This window comes from Sphingopyxis sp. H073, from assembly GCF_001468395.1.
Taxonomy (GTDB): domain Bacteria; phylum Pseudomonadota; class Alphaproteobacteria; order Sphingomonadales; family Sphingomonadaceae; genus Sphingopyxis.
This window is the reverse complement of the sequence record NZ_LNSG01000008.1, coordinates 38,376-57,452: the sequence shown is the minus strand read 5'-3', so window position 1 is coordinate 57,452 and position 19,077 is coordinate 38,376. Positions and strand designations below refer to the sequence as shown.

Sequence of the window (19,077 nt, the reverse complement as noted above, 5' to 3'; positions counted from 1 at the left end):
TGTGCCCGTGACAGTTCAGCCACAAGAACTGCCCCAAAATGAAGCAGTTCGGAAAATCTTCGGCCATGTCCCCAAGCAGGAATATGCCCCCCTCCGCCCCCGCCATATCCAAGCTTCATGGCTCGGCTTTGGATCGGGCCATGGGGGTGTGATTTCGCCCGAGTCGGTGAGACCGCATCTTTGCGACCCAACAATGAAGAGGATAGCGAAATGCCAACTGTGACTCCTTCGAACGCACCGACTGCGGCCAAGAATCCGACCGCCCGCGGTCAGGTTCTGGGCACCAATGCGGTCGACTTCATCGATCTGAACGCGATCGTTTCGACCGCCACGCTGCCGTACAACGCACGTGGCAACGGCGGCAACGACACCGTCTACGGCAACAACCTCGACAACGACCTTTATGGCGACGCCGGCAATGACGCTGTTATCGGTCGTTATGGCAACGACCGTATCGACGGCGGTACCGGCAACGACACGCTGATCGGTGACCAGGCCGATTTCGTCGTCATCGGCCCCGGAAACGTCCAATATGTCGGCATCGACAATGGTGTGGCCGACGGCAATGACACGCTGCTCGGCGGCGCGGGTGACGACACCGGCTACGGCGGTGGCGGCAACGACTACATCCGTGGCGATGCCGGCAACGACACGCTTTACGGCCAGTCGGGCGATGACCGCGTCGAAGGCAATGCCGGCAACGACTATATCGACGGCGGCAGCGGCCAGGACAACCTCTATGGCGGCACCGAAACCGACGTGGTCCTCGGTGGGACGGGCGACGACTATATTGAAGGCGGCACCAACAGCAACGGTGTCGACCAGCTGTACGGTGGCGACGGCAACGACGTCATTTTCGGCGACAATGGTGTCAACCGCAAGGCCGATCCGGACTTCGCCTACAACCAGAGCGGCTACAATCCGGGTAACGGCCACGCCGATTACATCGAGGGCGGTGATGGCGACGACCAGGTCTTTGGCCAGGGCGGCGGCGACACCATCCTCGGCGGCACGGGCGACGACCTGCTCTGGGGCGATGACGGCAACGACGTTGTTCTCGGCGGCACCGGCTTCGACCAGCTCGACGGCGGTGAAGGCGACGACGTCTTGCTCGGTGAAGACGGCGACGATGAAATCGACGGCGATGCCGGGGCCGACTACATCCGTGGTGGCGCGGGTCTCGACTTCGTCCAGGGCGGCGCCGACGACGACGACATCGGCGGCGGTGCCGAGGATGACACGCTGAACGGCAACGACGGCAACGACCTGGTCCATGGTGACGGCGGCAACGACGTGATCTGGGGCGAAGGTGGCGACGACGACCTGTATGGCGACGACGGCGACGACGTGATCCGCGGCAACGGGGATCCCTTCTTCGATCCGCTCGATCCGTCCAACACCGATGCCGACTTCATCTCGGGCGGCAACGGCGACGACATCATCAACGGTGACGAAGGCGACGACGTCATCGAAGGTAATGACGACAACGATACCCTGTCGGGCGACGAAGGCAACGACGTCATCTCGGGTGGCTCGGGCTTCGACAACATCACCGGCGGCAACGGCAACGACGTTGTTTCGGGTGGCGACGACGACGACCTGATCCAGGGCAACAACGGTGCCGACAATCTGTCGGGCGATGACGGCAACGACCTGATCTATGGTGGTGCCGGAAACGATGTTGTCAGCGGCAACGACGGGGATGACCAACTCGCTGGCGATGCCGGCAACGACACCATGTACGGTGGTGACGGTGACGACATCATGTATGGTGACACGCTGTACGAAAACCTGGGCAACCCGGGTGGCGGCAACGACACCATGTTCGGTGGCGATGGCAACGACTATATGTCGGGTGGCTTCGGCAACGACAACATGAACGGCGATGAAGGCGACGACACCATTCGCGGCGACACCGGCAACGACACCATCAATGGTGGCGTGGGCGATGACAACCTCGAAGGTGAATCGGGCAACGACACCATCACCGGTGGCGAAGGCGACGATCACATGTCGGGCGGCGCAGGCAAGGACCTGTTCAAGTTCGACTCGACCGACAACTCGCCGGGATTTGGCAACGACGTGATCGGTGCTCCGTTCAACCTGGGTGACGGCCGCGACTTCAACCTCGCGAACCGTGACACGCTGGTGTTCGATGTCGACGCGGGCTTCGACCCGGCGAACGACATGGGCGTCGTCACCGGCGACTTCGACGGCCAGGGCGACGGGCTCGACGTCTATGTCTTCACCTCGGCCGGTGCGGTGCTGATCGAAGACTTCTGGGAAGGCGCTTCGGCTCCGATCCAGGCGCTCGCTGCACTGGGCGCCTATGACTCGGTTGCCGCGATCAACGCGTACAGCCAGGGCAATGCGTCCTATGACATGATCACGTTCGTCTGAGGACAAGGCTTCGTACGGGGAGCCCGTTTCCTCGACGGACCTCTGCAGACTGGAGGGCAGGCCGCGGCCTGCCCTCCTTTTTATGCGCGGCGCCGGCCCCTCTCGCGAGGCGTCGGCGCCATCTTTTTTTCATCGAATTTCCCAATGTCCCCATCTGGGAATGGCGGGAAACGTGGGTTTCCGCCATTCCGGTTGCAGGGTGGCGGTCAGAATCATCCTCAAGATGCTCGCTTTGGCCAAGCGGGCTTGCAGAGTAAACGTCAACGGCATTTTCTGCCGGCAAATCGAGGGAATTCCGTACTATTCTCTGGCTTCTGGCAGGTTCCCGAGTTCAGTCGGTCCCTCGGCCGGCTAGCCGTGTCCGCCGCCCAGACCCCCCGGGCGGCGGCCGGCGTCGGGCCTCCGGGCCATCCGCAGGCGGGGTTTGGCACCCTGCCGCAACGCAGATGTCATCCCGATGATCGCGACCATTCTCTCCTTTCCTTTCGCCATGGCGCTGTTCGCGGTGTCGGCGTCCGGCGACCAGCCGGCCTTCGCCTTTCCCGTCGACTGCCGCGTCGGCGAATCCTGCCTGATCCAGAAGCTGGTCGATCATGATCCGGGGCCGGGGCGGAGCGACTATCGCTGCGGGACGCTGACGACCGACGGGCACGACGGGATCGATATCCGGCTTCGGACGATGGCCGACATGCGGACGGGCTATGCGGTGCTTGCGGCGCGCGACGGGCTGGTGCTCCGCACCCGCGACGGGGAGCCCGACATCAGCGTGACCGAACGTACCGCGCCAGCCGACAAACAGGCGGGCAATGGCGTGGTGATCGACCATGGCGACGGCTGGGAAACGCAGTACAGCCATTTGCAGCGCGGCAGCGTCGCCGTCCGCCCGGGGCAGCGCGTCGCGGCGGGCGAACGCATCGGCCTGATCGGGCTGTCGGGGAACAGCGAGTTTCCGCACCTGCATTTCGCGATCCGGCATCGCGGGCAGCCGATCGACCCCTTCACCGGCGGGGCCGCGGACGCATCCTGCGCCGCGGCGGGCGCGTCATCGGGCCTCTGGACCCCCGCTGCCGCGCTGCAGCTCGGTTACCGGCCGACGGCCGTGATCGCCGCAGGCCTTGCCTCCGCCGTGCCCGCAAAGGCCGTCACCGGCCGGGATCCGTCCCCGCGGCTCGCGGGCCGCGATGCGCCGCTGATCCTGTGGGTCGACGCGATGGGTGCGAAGTCGGGCGACCGCCAGACGTTCGCCATCGCGGGCCCCGACCGCGGGATCGTGCACAGCCAGGAGAGCGTCGTGGCCGGGGGCGGCCTCAGCTGGTTCGCCTATAGCGGCAAGCGCGCACCGCCCGGCGGCTGGCCGGCAGGGCAGTATAGCGGGCGCTATATCCTGCGGCGCGGGTCGGATATCGTCGCGGAGTTCGACGTTGAAGGCGTGATCGAATAAGGTGGAGGCGTACTTGAAAATTCAAGTATAGTCTTCATCAAATTGGAGAATAAACCATAACTATTTCGCCAATTTGATCTAAATTGCCCGAGAAAATTCGCCTTTAAGACGAAGTGTCCCGTTTTTGACGTTTCCTGATGTCCATATCTGTGAAGATTAAGGAAGTTTTAACCCTTAAGTTATTCGATCTACCCGAAAGTATAGGGCCGCATACCGAAAATTGCCATTGCAGAATCAGTGACCTGGGTCTGTATTTCCCGGGTCAGTGATGACGCACGGGCATCGGTCGCCAAAGAGAACCTAGCAGATCACAAAAGCGAACATTGCGCATTCGGACGGCCATCTGGCGCGAACGCGATGCCGCTCGCCTTAGTCCGGTGTGACCTCCGTACAGGTCTTCGCCGGACGTCGGGGCGGGGGATGAAGTGCAGGGGGGCCGAAAGGCGATGGAGCGACAGGCAATTCAGCGACCCGAGGAGGTGGCTGGTACCGCAAGGGCCGTTCCGGCGGGCGCGATGCGTATTGTGCCCGCCAATGACGTTGTCCAGCTGCCGCCGGGAACGCGGCTCGACGCCATCAGGCTTTCGGGCAACGACCTTGTGATCACCCTGCCCGACGGGCAGGTTCTGCTGATCGTTGACGGCGCGCTGCATATCCCGCAGTTCCGGATTGGCCCGATCAATATTCCCGCGCCGACGATCGCGGCGCTGATCGCGACGCAGGAGCCCGAGCCCGCGGCGGGAACGCTGCAAAGCTCGGGCGGAAATTTCGCCCAGACTCCGGGTGACATCGGCGACCCCTTCGCGATCGGCAATTTGCTGCCGCCGACCGACTTCGGCCTGCCCGATCGACAGGCGCGCGAAATCATTCCCGACGCGATCGACAACAAGCCCGATATCGTCATCATTACCCCCGATCAGCCGGCCGGTGCCGCCGACGCGACCGCGACGGTGTCGGAGGCTGCGCTGCCTGCGCGCGGCACCGAACCGCCGGGATCGGACGAGGCGTCGGGGCAGGAAACGATCACCGGCACGATCCAGATCACCGCGCTCGACCAGCCGAGCAGTGTATCGGTCAACGGTACGGTGATCACCGCGGTCGGCCAGACCGTCGCCACGACCTACGGCCAGATCACCATCACCAGCATTACGCCCGATGCGATCGGCTACAGCTACGTGCTGACCGACAATGCGACCGTTCCCGACGCGCGTGATGTCGTGACGGTGACGGTGACCGATGCCGACGGCGACGTCGACACGGCAACGCTGACGCTGACGATCGCCGACGATGCGGCGATCGCGCGTCCCGACGTCGACGATACCGAAGCCGGCACCCGCAATCCGGCTGCCGGTAATGTCATCACCGGCGAGGGCACCACCAGCGGCGCGGCCGGCGCCGACACGCTGGGCGCCGATGGGGGGCTCGTCACCGGCATCCGGACCGAGGCGGGGACGGACTTCCTGGCGCCGGGGGCGCCGATCGAGGGCCAATATGGTCGGCTGTTGATCACCACCGACGGCCGCTATGTCTATGTCCGAAATCCGGGGACGCCGGGTGGCGTCTCCGACACATTCGTCTATCGCCTGACCGACGGCGACGGCGACACATCGACCGCGACGTTGACGATCAACATCGCCGACAGCACGCCGACGCTGGCGGTTCCGGTCGCGGGGGGTGAAGGCACCTTCGTCAACGAGGCGGGGCTACCCGAGCGTCCCGGCGAGCCGGCCGGATCGAGCACCGGCGACGATTCCTATTTCAGCTTCGGCACGATCCAGTTCGGGGCGGCCGACGGCCCGGCGGCGATCACGATCAACGGGATTGCAGTGACCGAAGAGGGACAGGCGATCGCGCTGCCTACGGGCACCTTCTACATTGTCGCGATCAACCCCGATTCGATCGAATATGCCTTCGCGCTTGAGGACAATGTGATCGGCGATCCGGCGTCGCAGACGATTACGGTCGGAATCACCGACATCGATGGCGATGCGGTCTCGGCGAGTTTCGAAATCGACATCATCGACGATGCGCCGATCGCGATCGCCGATTTCGACACGATCGTCAGCGGCAGCGACACGGCGACGGGCAATGTGATCACCGACGCCGAAAATGACGGCGGCCGGGACACCGTCGGCGCCGATGGCGCGCTGGTGTCGTTCGTGACCGGCAGCGGCGATCCGGTGCCCGCGGGAACGCCGGTCGCGGGACTCTATGGCGTCCTGACTCTCAATGTCGACGGCAGCTACAGCTATGCCCGCGATCCCGAGGCGCCGGGCGGCGTCGCCGATGTCTTCACCTATCGTCTGACCGATGGCGATGGCGACAGCACGACCGCGACGCTGACGATCAACATCGCCGACAGCGGGGTCCGGATTCGCGTACCGAGCGGCTCGGACGACGGCCTGACGGTTGCCGAGGCGGGCCTGCCCGGCGGATCAGCCCCCGATAGCGGCGGTGCCGCGACCAGCGGTTCGATCGCGATCTCGGCCCCCGACGGGCTCGGGACGATCCGGATCAACGGGATCGAGGTCACGGCAGTCGGGCAGGCGATCGAGGGCAGCTTCGGGACGCTCACCATCACGAGCCTCAGCCCGACGGCGATCGGCTACACCTATGCGCTGACCACGGCGAGCTATGGCGACGATGCGACCGACAGCTTCGGCATCACCGTCAGCGACAGCGACGGCGACAGCGCGAATGCGTCGCTCGAAATCGCGATCATCGACGATGTCCCGACCGCGATCGACGATGTCGACGCGGTCGATGCGGGCAGCGAACAGGGTGCCGACGGCAATGTGCTCACGGGCATCGGCGGCGACGATGCGAATGCCACCGATGGCGCCGCCGACGTGCAGGGCGCCGATGGTGCGACCGTCACGGCGGTATCGTTCGGCGGCGAGACCGGCGCTGTCGACGGCCAGACCCTTGGCGCCTATGGCACGCTCGAGATCGCGTCCGACGGCAGCTACCTTTATGTCGTCGATCCCGAAAACGCCGATGTCGCGGGGCTGGGCGGAAACGAGGAACTTACCGAAACCTTCGACTATGTCATCACCGACAGCGATGGCGACGAAGCGACCGCAACGCTGACGATCACGATCCGCGGCCGCGACGACGGGATCAGCTTCACCGGCCTGAATGCCGATGGCGGCGAAGTCACCGTGTCGGAGACCAATCTCGCCGACGGGTCTGACCCGAACAGCGATGCCCTGGTCCGCACCGGCAGCTTCAGCTTCGACGCGCCCGACGGCATCGCGGCGCTGACCGTCGGCGGCGAGCCGCTCTTCGACGGCGACATCATCGTCGGCACGTCGATCGGCACTGCGCTCGGTATCCTGACGATCACCGATTTCGAACCCGTCTACGACAATGCCGGCGACATCATCGGCGGCACGATCGGCTACAGTTACGAACTGGTCGACAACAGCCTGCTGCACAGCGGCGCCAACGGGGTATCGCTGACCGATAGCTTCGCGGTGGCGATCACCGACAGCGACGGAACGACGTCGACGGCGAGCCTCGACGTTCGCGTGCTCGACGACAATCCGGTCGCGCGGTCGGCGCCGTCGATCACGGTCGCCGAGGATGCGCCGCCGATTTCGGGCAATCTGCTGGCGAACGACACGCGGGGCGCTGACGGCGCGGTGGTGACCGGAGTGACGATCGGCGGCGTGGCGGTGACAGTCGCGGCGAGCGGAACGACGAGCTATACCAACGCGAACGGCACCTATACTTTCAGTGCCGATGGCGCGTGGACTTTCGATCCCGTCACCCAGACGAGCCAGTTCCCCATCGCGGCCGATTTCACCTATACGATCACCGATGGCGATGGCGACCAGTCCTCGGCGCTGCAGCAGATCCGCCTTGCGGACGGCACGGAGCCAAAGGTCGGCGCGCCGATCAGCCTGACCGTCGACGACCAGCATCTGACGACCGGATCGACACCGTCGATTTTCCAGCCGGTGACCGCAAGCGGTCAGATCGCGTTCACGCCGGGCTCCGATGCGATCGCGTCGATCGGCTTCGGCGATCCCTCGGGCCTCGACGGCGGGCTGATCTGGACGCTCGAGTCGGATACGCAGATCATCGGCCGCGATGCGGACGACAATGTCGTCGTCATCCTCGACCTCAGCGTCGCGGGGAATGTCGCGACCGTCACGATGACGCTCGAGTCCAACTACGGCATGCACCCCGACACGTTCGCCGACGACCTTGCCGAACTGGGCTCGGTCGAGGTGATCGCCACCGACGCCGACGGCGACAAGGTGGCGGGCACGGTCGATCTTTCGGTGTCCGACGATGTTCCCTCGATCATGGCGGTGACCTCTTCCACCGGCGCGCTGATGGTCGACGAGACCAATCTTGCGGCCGACGCGACCGCCAATTTCGCGATTTTCTTCCACGTCGTTACCGGCGCCGACGCCGCGGGAAGCAAGGTCAGCTATGCCTTCGAGGTCACGACCGCTTCGGGGCTGGTCGATGTCGCGACGGGGTCGAAGATCATCCTGCAGGCGAACGGCAATGTCGTCGAAGGGCGCTTGCAGGACTCGCTCTCGACCGTCGCCTTCCGGCTGACGATCGACGCCAACGGGCAGGCGACGCTCGACCAGATGCGCGCGATCAAACATGGCGATGCGACCAATCCCGACGATATCGCAACGCTGTCGTCGACGCTGATCCGCCTCGTCGCCACCGTCACCGACGGCGATGGCGACCAGGCGTCGGCGATCGCATTCGTCGGCAACACGCTGGCGTTTCGCGATGATGGCCCGTCGATCGACGCGACGAATGTCGACACGAACAGCATCCTGCTCACCACGCAGGATGCCGACACGCGCGGCGCGGCCTTCGACACCGCGACCGCAGACCTGTCATCGGCTTTCTCGGCAGCGTCGGTGCAATTCGGCGCCGACGGCCCCGCCGGGGCGGGTCAGGTCACATGGAGTTATGCGCTTGCGCTGGGCACGGCGGCTGCGACCACCGCCCTGACCAGCAATGGCGTGCCGGTCACGCTTGCCCTTGTATCCGGACAGATTGTGGGCAGCGCGGGCGGCACGCCGGTCTTTTCCGTGTCGGTGAATGCGGCGACGGGCATCGTCACACTCACCCAGTTCGCCGAAATCGACCATCCGTTGCCGGGGTCTCCGGCCGACTATGCGGCGCAGCTCGTCGAGCTGGGCGCAAATCTGATCGAGCTGCGCGGCACCGCGACGATCACCGACCGCGATGGCGACAGCGTATCGGACACGGTCGCCGTCGACCTTGGCGGCAACATCCGCTTTGCAGACGATGGTCCGACCGTCTCTGCAGGCGGCAGCGCGCCGGTGCTGGAGCTCGACGAGAGCAATCTCGCCGTGGATACGACGGCCGACTTGTCGAGCCTGTTCGCACCGACGACCGATTTCGGCGCCGACGGCCCCGGCACCACCGCCTATGAGCTGGGGGTGACCGCCGGACCGAGCGGGCTGATCGATTCGCTGACCGGCGAGCCGGTGATCCTCTCGATCGTCGGCGGCGTCGTCTATGGCCGCACCGCGTCGCACGAGGTGTTCCGCATTTCGGTCGGCCCCGGCGGCCTCGTCACCTTCGACCAGTCGCGCGCGGTACTTCATACGCCCGACAGTGGCCCCGACCAGGCGCTGTTCCTCGCGGGCAGCAACCGGATCACGCTGACCGCGATCGTCACCGATGGCGACGGCGACACGGCGCGGACGACCGCGGACATCACCGGCCAGTTCGCGATCCGCGACGACGCCCCGCTTGCCGTCCATGACGAGGACAATGTCGCGCGCGACGGCCAGAATTTCGCTGACGGCAATGTATTGACCGGGATCGGTGGCACCGACGAGAATGGCATGGACGGGTCGGCCGACACTGCGGGCGCCGATGGCGGGCTGCATGTCACGGGGGTCGCCTTCGGCGCGACGACGGGATCGATCGGCGCGGCGCTGGCGGGCGACTATGGTGCGATCACCATCGCTGCCGACGGCGGCTATCATTACGATCTCGACCCGGCCGACCCGGCGGTCATCGCGCTCGGCGCGAACGAGACGCTGACCGAAACCTTCCACTACACCGTGCAGGACGCCGACGGCGACAGCTCGACCGCGACAATCACGATCACGATCACCGGCGCCAACGACTTTCCCGTCGCGCGCGCCGACACCAACTGGGTGCTCGACGGACCGAGCGGGTCGGATCCGAGCGCCACCGGCAATGTGCTGCAGGATATCGCGCATCCCGGCGCGCCCTTCGGCCTCTTCGCCGACGTCGCCGACAATGACCCCGACCTCGAGCCGATCACCGTCACCTCGGCAGGCACCTATGTCGGCCTTTATGGCACGCTGGTGATCGCCGCCGACGGCAGCTACACCTACACGCTCGACGAGGACAAGGCGGCGGTCAACGCGCTCGACGCGGGCCAGACGCTGGTCGATACCTTCACCTATATGATCAGCGACGGCGCGCTTTCGGTCGCCTCGACGCTGTCGGTCACCGTGTTCGGGACCAACGATGCGCCGACGATCGGCACTGCGATCGCGCGCGTGTCGGAAGAAGGGTTGGCTGGCGGGGTGCCCGATGCGCTGCCTGATGCGACGCTTGATACCACGAACAGCACAACAGCCAGCGGGACGCTCGCGATCGGCGACGCCGATGCGGGCGAGACGCTGACCGCGACGCTGGGCGATCCCGGCGCGGTGCTGACCGCGGGCGGGGTGCCGGTGACCTGGACGGGCGTCGGCACCGGAACGCTGATCGGTTCGGCCGGCGGGGCGGAAATCATCCGCGTCACGCTGGCGCCGAACGGCGCCTATACGGTGACGCTGTCGAACGCGGTCGACCATCCGACCGTTGCGCTGGAGGATCTCAAGAATTTCTCGGTTCCGGTGTCGGTGTCCGACGGCACCACGACGACGACCAACGCGGCGGCGATCCAGGTCGTGATCGAGGATGATGCGCCGAACGCGGTCGGCGAGGCCGGATCGACTTCGCAGCCGACGCAGGATGTGAACACGCTCTTCATCCTCGATTTCAGCGACAGCATCGACAATGGCGAGCTGAACACGATGATCAGCGCGGTGCAGGGCGCGCTCAGCCAGCTCGACAACGCGGCATCGGGCGTGATGACGATCCGCTTCGTGATCTTCTCGTCGGGCTCCTTCGCCTCGCCCTCCTTCGCGAGCGCTGCCGATGCGAACGCCTATCTCGACTCGCTCAACCCGGCGGCGGGCGGCGAACGTCCGTCGAACGAGGAAATCGGGCTCAACACCAACTATACCGGCGCGATCCAGACCGCGCTCGCCAATTTCACGGCGATCTCGGGCGCCAGCAACCAGGTCTTCTTCCTGAGCGACGGCAACCCGAACCAGGGGGTGCAGTTCGGCGGCATCCCGCCGCAGGTCATCAATTCGCTCGCCGCATCGACCGCGTCGGCGTGGAACAGCTTCGTCGACAATAATCACATCAACGTCACCGCGATCGGGATCGACAACAACCCGCTCCAGCCGCTCAACATCCAGCGGCTGCGCGACGTCGACCTCAATGACGCGCCGAACAACCAGCCGATCCTCGTCGACGATTTCCAGGACCTGGTCGGCACCTTGCTGTCGGTCATCGTGCCGTCGGCGGTGGTGGGCGATCTCGATACCAACGATGCGTTCGGCGCCGACGGCGGCCGCCTGCTGTCGATCACGGTCGGGACGACCACCTACAGCTGGGACGGCGCATCGAGCATATCGGTGTCGACCGGCGGGTCGATCGCCGGCACCAGCCTCAATGCCGTGGCTACGCCGATGGGCGGCACGCTGACGCTCAACTTTGCGACCGGCCAATATACCTACCAGCCGCCGACGCCGATCACCGTCACCGCGACCGAGGTCTTTTCCTATGTGCTGACCGACCGCGATGGCGACACCGCGACGGCGAACCTGTCGATCACGATCAACGCGCTGGCGCCGCCGGTCGCGCTTGACCTCGATGGCGACGGGATCGAGTTCGTGTCGTCCGACGCGGCGGTCCGCTTCGACTATGACGGTGACGGGGTGGCGGAGACGACCGCATGGGTCGGCCGCGACGATGCGCTGCTCGCGATCGACAAGAATGGGGACGGCAAGGTCAACAACGGGTCGGAACTGGTTTTCGGTGGCAAGGGATTGTCCGACCTGCAGGGACTCGCTGCCGCCTATGACAGCAACGGCGATGGCAGGCTCGACGCGGCAGACAAGGATTTCGCGAAGTTCGGCGTCTGGCAGGACGCCAATGGCAATGGCGTGACCGATCCCGGCGAGTATCGCTCGCTGATCGATGCCGGGATCATCAGCATAGCGCTGGTCTCCGACAATCGTGGCTACACGGCTGCGGACGGCCAGGTCGTCGTGCGCGGGGAGGCGACCTATACCCGCGCCGACGGCAGCTCCGGCAAGCTCGCCGACGCCGCCTTTGCGACGAATTTCGTCGCCGACCAGCAGCGGAGCGCGGCGGGGCTGTCGACCGCGATGCTCGTCGCCGGACTCGCTGCGGCGACCCCGCTCGCCGCCGAAGAGCCTGCATCTGCTCCGGCGGAACAATCGGTCGCGGCGACCCTCGCGGTCGAGGCGACGACGAGCGCCGCTTCGCAACAGCAGGACGTCGAACCGGCGAGCAGGGCCGACCTCTCCTCGCATCTGGCATCGGATGAATCGGGCAGCGACCGCCACCATAACGACGCCCCGACGCGGCAAGCGATCGACCGTGGCGGCGAAGACAATGACGCGACCGGCCATGCCGCCGATCCGGCGCCCGAGCGCAGCTATGCGAGCCTGCTCGAAGAGACGCACATCGATCGCGCCGAGGCTGCGGCGCCCAAGCCCGATGCGGCGCCGTCAGTCGATCAGGTCCTGGTGCTGACGCCGGCGCAGATCGTTCCCGCCGACGGGGCCGCGCACGACGTCAAGGCGATCGTCGCCGGAGCGCTCGAAGGGCCGCAGGTCGATCTCGATGCGCTGCTCGGCGCGGCGCCGGCGTCGAACGAGGCGCTGCCGCAGGTGCCCGTGCTCGCGAGTGCAACCGACGGGTTGCTCGGCGATGGTGGGGCGATGGGTGCCGGGCACGGCTTCATGGCGGGTCTCGCCGAACAGCATATCGCCGCGCAACTCGAACAGGCGGCGGCGGTTCACGCGTGACCGCACGAAAGACGGAACAAAAGACAAGGGGCGCAACGGGGGAAGCAACGCAGGCCGACTGGCCGGGACCGCTATCCGCCGACGACGACCGAGGGAAAAGCAGGGGAAGTAAGATGCCGAAGATCCGTACAGCAGCCTTGTTGCTCACCGCCGTCGCCGTCGTCGCGATATCGGGAACGGCGCGCGCGCAGCGTGTCGAGCTCAAGACTGCGGTCGAAACGGCGATGCAGACGAACCCCGAAATCAACCAGGCGGTGGAAAACCGTACCGCAATCGAATTCGAGCGCGAACAGGCGCAGGGCCTGTTCCTGCCGCGGGTTTCGGTCGAGGGATCGGCGGGAATCCGCCGGCTCGAAAACAGCACGCGGCGCAATCTCGGGATCGCCGATGACAAGCTCTATCCGGTCGAAGGCAGCCTGCGCATCGAACAGATGCTGTTCGACGGAGGGGTGCGGAGCAAGGAAGTGAAGCGCCAGGCGTCGCGGACCGACGGCGCCGCCTTTCGCGTCGAGGAACGCTCGCAGTTCATCGCGCTGCAGGTGACGCGCCAATATCTCGACTATCTGCTCCAGCAGCGCATTGTCGCGGCGTCGCAGGACAATATCGATTTCCACAGCAAGCTGGTGGCGGACCTGCGCGAAGGCGTTGCGAAGGGTTCGCTCAGCATCGCGGACCAGCAGCAGGCCGAAGAGCGGCAGCAGGCGGCGCAGGCGCGATTGACCGAATCCAACCTCGACCTCGTCAACACGGGGGCGTCGTTTCGGACGCTGACCGGTCTCGAACTTGTCGACGGCGCTTCGCTGCCGCCGTCGCTTGCGGGCAATATCCCCGCCTCGCTCGAAGAAGCGCTCGGCCGAGCGCGCGAGCGCAACCCCCGCGTGCGCGAGGCGCAGGCCGATCTCGACGCGGCGCACGCGATGGTCGGCAAGGCGAAGGCCGAGCAGATGCCGACGCTCGCGCTCGAGGGCAATGCGCGCATCGGCGACGATATCGACGGCTTCCGCGGCGAGACCAACGATCTGCAAGCGGGCGTCGTCATGCGCTGGGACGTCTTCAACGGCGGCATCAAAAAGTCGAAGGTGCAGGAAATGTACCGCCGCGAGCGCGAGGCGCGCTTCCGTGTCGACCAGATGGTGCGCGAAGCCGAAGAGGATGTGCGCATCGCCTGGAATACGTGGGACGCGCAAGGCCGGCTGGTCAAGGAACTCGAAGAGCAGAGCCGCGTGTCGGACGAACTGCTGCGCTCGTACCGCGCCCAGTTCAACGTGGGCCGCCGCTCGTTGCTCGACGTGCTCGACGCGCAGAACACCCGCTACAATGTCCAGGTTCGCGCCGAGACGGCCAAATTCGCGCAATTTTACGCCGAGTTCAAATTGCTGGCGGCGCTCAACGACCTGCTCGCGGCGATGGAGGTCGCGCCGCCGAAGGCCGCGATCGCCGATGCGCGCGAGCGTTTCAAGGTCAAGCCCGCACCGCAGACCGATCCGGCCTCGATGCGGGAACCGCGGTGAATTTTCCGGGTCATATGCGTGGTGCCCGCCGACTTCGCGACGTTTCGCTGATGACGGGGTTCGATAGCTGGCGGGCCGCGCCTGCCGATGGCGACGAACTGCTCGATACGGTCGCGGGCATCGCCGCGATGTTCGAGCGCCCCTTCGCCGAGGGGCGCGTCAAGAAGGGGCTGGCGCTAGACGAGGACGGGTTCGTCCCGCTCGACCAGATCGACCATGCGCTGGATGCCGTCGGGCTGCGCTGCCATCTCGTGCGCCGGCCGCTGGCGGGCTGGAACACGCAGGACGTGCCCGCGATCCTGCTCGTCGATGGCGAACGGCCGCTGATCCTCACCGACCTCGATGGCGACGCCTGTTCGGTGCGCCTGCCGGGTGCGAGCGCCGACGTCCGCGTCGACCGCGCGCTGCTCGAGGCCGCCTATTCGGGGCAGGGCGTGATCGTGCGCCACGATCCGTCGAGCGAGGCGGCGCGCGAGCGGCCGTGGGACGAGGCGGCAAAGCATCACTGGTTCTGGAGCGAGGTGTGGAAAGAGCGCGGGCAATATGCCTATGTCATGCTCGCGTCGTTCCTGATCAGCCTGCTCGCCTTCGCGATGCCGCTGTTCACGATGAACGTTTATGACCGGATCATCCCGAACAAGGCGGCGTCGAGCCTGTGGGTGCTCGCGCTCGGCGCGATGTTCGCGATCGCGGTCGAATATGGACTGCGGCTCGCGCGAACCGGGCTGATCGACGAGGTCGGACGCGGGATCGACGCGCGCTTGTCGCAGCGCCTGCTCGACAAGGTATTGAACCTGCCGCTCGCGACGCAGCGCGGCAGCACCGGCGCACTGGCGCGGCGGGTGACCGAGTATGAACAGGTGCGCGACTTCTTCGCCTCGACCACCGTCGTGCTGGTCACCGACATCTTTTTCCTCTTCGTCTTCGTCGGCCTGATCGCGGTGCTCGGCGGCTGGCTGGCGGTGATCCCCATCGTTTCGATGGCGATCATGCTCGTCATGGGCTGGCTGCTCCAGCGGCGGATGAGCCTCGCGGTCGCCGACGCGCAGGTCGACACCAGCCTGCTCCAGACGACGCTGATCGAATCGATCGGCAGCCTCGAAACCGTGAAGGCGTGCCGCGCCGAAGGGCGGATGCTCGGCAAGTGGCGGCGGCTCTCGGCATCGAACGCCTATACGCAGGAGGAGATGCGCAAGCTGACCGCGACCGCGGTCAATCTCGCTACGCTCTGCCAGCAGGGAACGAGCATCGCGCTGATCATCGGTGGCTTTTACCTGTTCAACGCCGGTATCATCTCGATGGGCGCGATCATCGCGATCGTCATGCTCGCCAGCCGCTCGCTCGCCCCAGTCGGGCAGCTCGCCTTCCTGATGACGCGCGGGCGGCAGGCGTTCGTCACGCTGAACAGCCTGCAATTGTTGATGGACCAGGAGGACGAGCGCGAGAAGGGCAGCCGCTCGATCACGCCGGAGATCCGCAGTGGGCGCTTGCAGCTCGACCATGCGGGGTTCCATTATCCCGATACCGAGCGCGAGGCGCTGGCCGATATCAGCCTGACGATCGAGCCCGGCGAGCGCATCGGGCTGATCGGCCGCGTCGCATCGGGCAAATCGACGCTCGGCCGCCTGCTTTGCGGCCTCTATGACCCGACCGCGGGCAGCTATCGCATCGACGGCCTCGAAAGCCGGCAATATGATCCGCACGACCTCCGCGAAACGCTTCGCTTCGTCGGGCAGGACGCCGAGCTGTTCAGTGGCACGGTGCGCGAGAATCTGCTCGTCGGCGCGAACGAAGCGAACGACGCCGCGATCATCGAAGCGGTGAAGTGGTCGGGCGCCGATGCCTTCATCGGCCGCGACGCGACGGGGTTCGATTTCCACATCGGCGAGCGCGGATCGCGCCTGTCGGGCGGGCAGCGCAGCTTCCTGGTGCTGGCGCGTGCGCTGGTGACCCCGGCGCACTTGCTCTTCCTCGACGAGCCGACCGGGGCAATGGACAGCCAGACCGAGCAATTGTTCGTCGACCGGTTGCGGACCGCGATCCCCGCCGACCAGACGCTGATCCTCGCGACGCACCGGATGGCGGTGCTGAACCTCGTCGACCGGCTGATCGTGATGGACAATGGCCGGATCGTCGCCGACGGCCCGCGCGACGAGATCCTCGCGCAGCGGACGCTTTCATGAGCGCCGCGGTCGCCCCTCGCCGCTACGGCACTGTCGCGCCCGACGACAATCGTCGCACCGCGCTGTGGGTGCTTGGCATCGTCGTCGTCGTGTCGTTGCTGACCTCGAACGCGCTGTGGGCGCGGCTCGGTGACTTGTTCGGCGTCGGCGAAGCCGACTATCAAGCGCAGGAAGACGCTCGGCCGCCCAAGCTCGACCGCGAGATGGTCGAACTGATCAAGCTGACCGAAGACCCCGCGCAGATGATCGTCGAGGCGCCCGAGACCGCGATCACGCGCAACGAGGCGATCCCCTTCGCCCACGGCCCGGTCGTGAAAGCGCGGCCCTTCGAGCCGATGGCCGCCGACCAGATTGCGCGGCTGACCGCGCTCAAATGCCTGACGCAGGCGGTCTATTTCGAGGCCGGGTTCGAACCGGTCAAGGGGCGGCGCGCGGTCGCGCAGGTCGTGCTCAATCGCATGATGCACCCTGCCTTTCCGAAATCGGTGTGCGGCGTCGTCTATCAGGGGGTGAACCGGCCGGTGTGCCAGTTCAGCTTCACCTGCGACGGCTCGTTGAAGCGGCGGCCCAATACCGAGGCGTGGAAGGAAGCCGAGGAAGTCGCGCTCGCCGCCCTCAATGGCTATGTCGAACCGTCGGTCGGCTATGCGACCCATTATCACGCCAATTATGTGTCGCCCTATTGGGCGCCCAAGCTGGTCAAGCTCGCGCAGATCGGCGCGCATATCTTTTACCGCTGGCCGGGCCGCTGGGGCACGCCGGGAGCCTTTTCGGGCCGCTATAGCGGAATGGAAGCCATACCGGCGATCCTGCCGCGTGCTTCGCTCGCGAAGGGCGGCGGAGGCGCAGGTGGCGACGGGCGGACGCTTGCGGCGGCGGGCGATCCGACCGCCGCGCTGCAGGACCGGCGCGCCGAAAACGACAATGGCGGCCGTCTCGACACTGCGAAGGGCTGGGAGCTCGCGATCCCGGCGCCCGAGGAAGCGAGCCGCGCGTCGCGGATGATCGCCGCGCAACAGGGCGGCGACTTTGATATCGGATTGAAGGAGAGCGGTTCGTGATCAGAGCGCGCCCCTATGTGGGCACCCGCCGGGTGATCCTGGCGTCGGCCGTCGGGCTGTTCGTTTTCGTGAGTTGGGCGAGCTTCGCCAAGGTCGAGGAGGTGACGCGCGGACAGGGCCGCGTCATCCCTTCCAGCAAGGCACAGGTTGTCCAGTCGTCGGAACCGGCGACGATCCTCGACATCGTCGTCCGGCCGGGGCAGCCGGTGCGCCGGGGGCAGTTGCTCGTGCGGCTCGACGACACCGAATCCTCGTCGCAGCTCGGCCAGATCGAGGCCGAGAACCGCTCGCTTGCCGCGCGCGCGGCGCGCCTGGGGCGCGAGGGGAGCGGCAGCGGAGCGGGCGCCGCTTGCGGCCCCGGACAGAGCCAGGTCGAATGCAGCCAGGAGGCGGACCTGCAATCGGTGCGCGCCGCCGCGCTCAAGAGCCGGCAAGCCGCGCTCGCCGCCGCGGTCGAGCAGCGCCGCCGCGATTATGACGAGGCACAGGCGACGATCGCGTCGCTGAAATCGAGCCTCGGCCTCGCGCAGAATCAGGTCGAGCTGCTCGAGCCGCTCGCGGCGAAATCGATCGTACCGCAAACCGAATTGCTCAACGCGCGGCGCGAGGCGACCGAAATCCGCGGCAAGCTCGCTGCCGCCGAACAGGCGGCCTCGCGCGCCTCCGCCGCGATCAGCGAAGCGCGCGCGCAGATGTCGGAGGCGGGGCTGCAATTCCGGCAGGAGGCGCTCAACGAACGCAACCAGCTGATCGCCAAGATGGCAGTGAATTCCGAGTCGCTGCGCGGTGCCGCCGGGCGCCGCGACCGCAGCGAAATCCGCTCGCCCGTGAACGGGATCGTCAACGACGTGCAGGTTACGACGGTCGGCGGCTTCGTCCAGGCGGGACAGAAGATCATGCAGGTCGTGCCCGTCGGTGACAAATTGCTCGTCGAGGCGCGCGTCGCGCCACGCGACATCGCGTTCATCAAGGTCGGTGACCGCGCGAATGTAAAGGTCACGGCCTATGACTTCGCCATCTATGGCGCCTTGGCGGGCCGCGTCGTGCAGGTCTCGGCCGACAGCATCTATGACGAGGTCGCAAAAGAGGCCTATTTTACCGTCGTTGTCGAGACCGACGTCGCTTACCTCAAGAGCGGGCAGCGCAAGCTGCCGATCAGCCCCGGCATGATCTGCGACGTCGAGGTGATCACGGGCAAGAAGAGCGTGCTCAGCTACTTGTTCAAGCCCTTCCTGCGCGCGCGCTCGGAAGCCTTTACCGAACGCTGATCACCGCCGGTCGGGATCCAAAATGAAAGCGGGCCCCGGATTCGATCCGGAG

The 19,077-nt window shown here is 66.1% G+C and carries 7 protein-coding genes; all 7 read left to right on the top strand.

What is annotated here, in order from left to right; all coding sequences use genetic code 11:
- Positions 1 to 180 precede the first annotated feature (180 nt).
- The 7 genes from ATE64_RS15310 (at position 181) to ATE64_RS15280 (ending at position 19,025) form a co-directional block, all read left to right on the top strand.
- Positions 181 to 2,400 (top strand): calcium-binding protein, encoded by a 2,220-nt coding sequence (locus tag ATE64_RS15310; RefSeq protein WP_197410187.1) that lies wholly within the window; start codon positions 181 to 183, stop codon positions 2,398 to 2,400.
- Positions 2,401 to 2,857: 457 nt separating this feature from the next.
- Positions 2,858 to 3,841: a M23 family metallopeptidase gene (locus ATE64_RS15305; RefSeq protein ID WP_058457066.1), complete on the top strand. Its 984-nt coding sequence runs from the start codon at positions 2,858 to 2,860 to the stop codon at positions 3,839 to 3,841.
- Positions 3,842 to 4,356: 515 nt separating this feature from the next.
- The gene (locus ATE64_RS15300) at positions 4,357 to 13,002 is read left to right on the top strand and encodes a DUF5801 repeats-in-toxin domain-containing protein (RefSeq protein WP_058457065.1); all 8,646 of its coding nucleotides are present in this window, start codon (positions 4,357 to 4,359) and stop codon (positions 13,000 to 13,002) included.
- A gap of 113 nt (positions 13,003 to 13,115) precedes the next feature.
- Positions 13,116 to 14,513 carry a TolC family outer membrane protein gene (locus ATE64_RS15295; protein WP_058457064.1) on the top strand — a complete coding sequence of 466 codons (1,398 nt, stop codon included), beginning with the start codon at positions 13,116 to 13,118 and terminating at the stop codon, positions 14,511 to 14,513.
- Between the two features lie 50 nt (positions 14,514 to 14,563).
- Positions 14,564 to 16,696, top strand: a complete 2,133-nt coding sequence (locus tag ATE64_RS15290) for a type I secretion system permease/ATPase (RefSeq protein WP_058457078.1) — start codon at positions 14,564 to 14,566, stop codon at positions 16,694 to 16,696.
- Complete coding sequence (locus tag ATE64_RS15285) at positions 16,693 to 17,757, top strand: cell wall hydrolase (protein ID WP_058457063.1); 1,065 nt, start codon at positions 16,693 to 16,695, stop codon at positions 17,755 to 17,757. Before ATE64_RS15290 ends, ATE64_RS15285 begins: the two co-directional genes overlap by 4 nt.
- A complete protein-coding gene (locus ATE64_RS15280; RefSeq protein WP_156416558.1) occupies positions 17,754 to 19,025 on the top strand; it encodes an HlyD family type I secretion periplasmic adaptor subunit in 1,272 nt (423 codons plus the stop codon). Before ATE64_RS15285 ends, ATE64_RS15280 begins: the two co-directional genes overlap by 4 nt.
- The last annotated feature ends 52 nt before the right edge of the window (positions 19,026 to 19,077 follow it).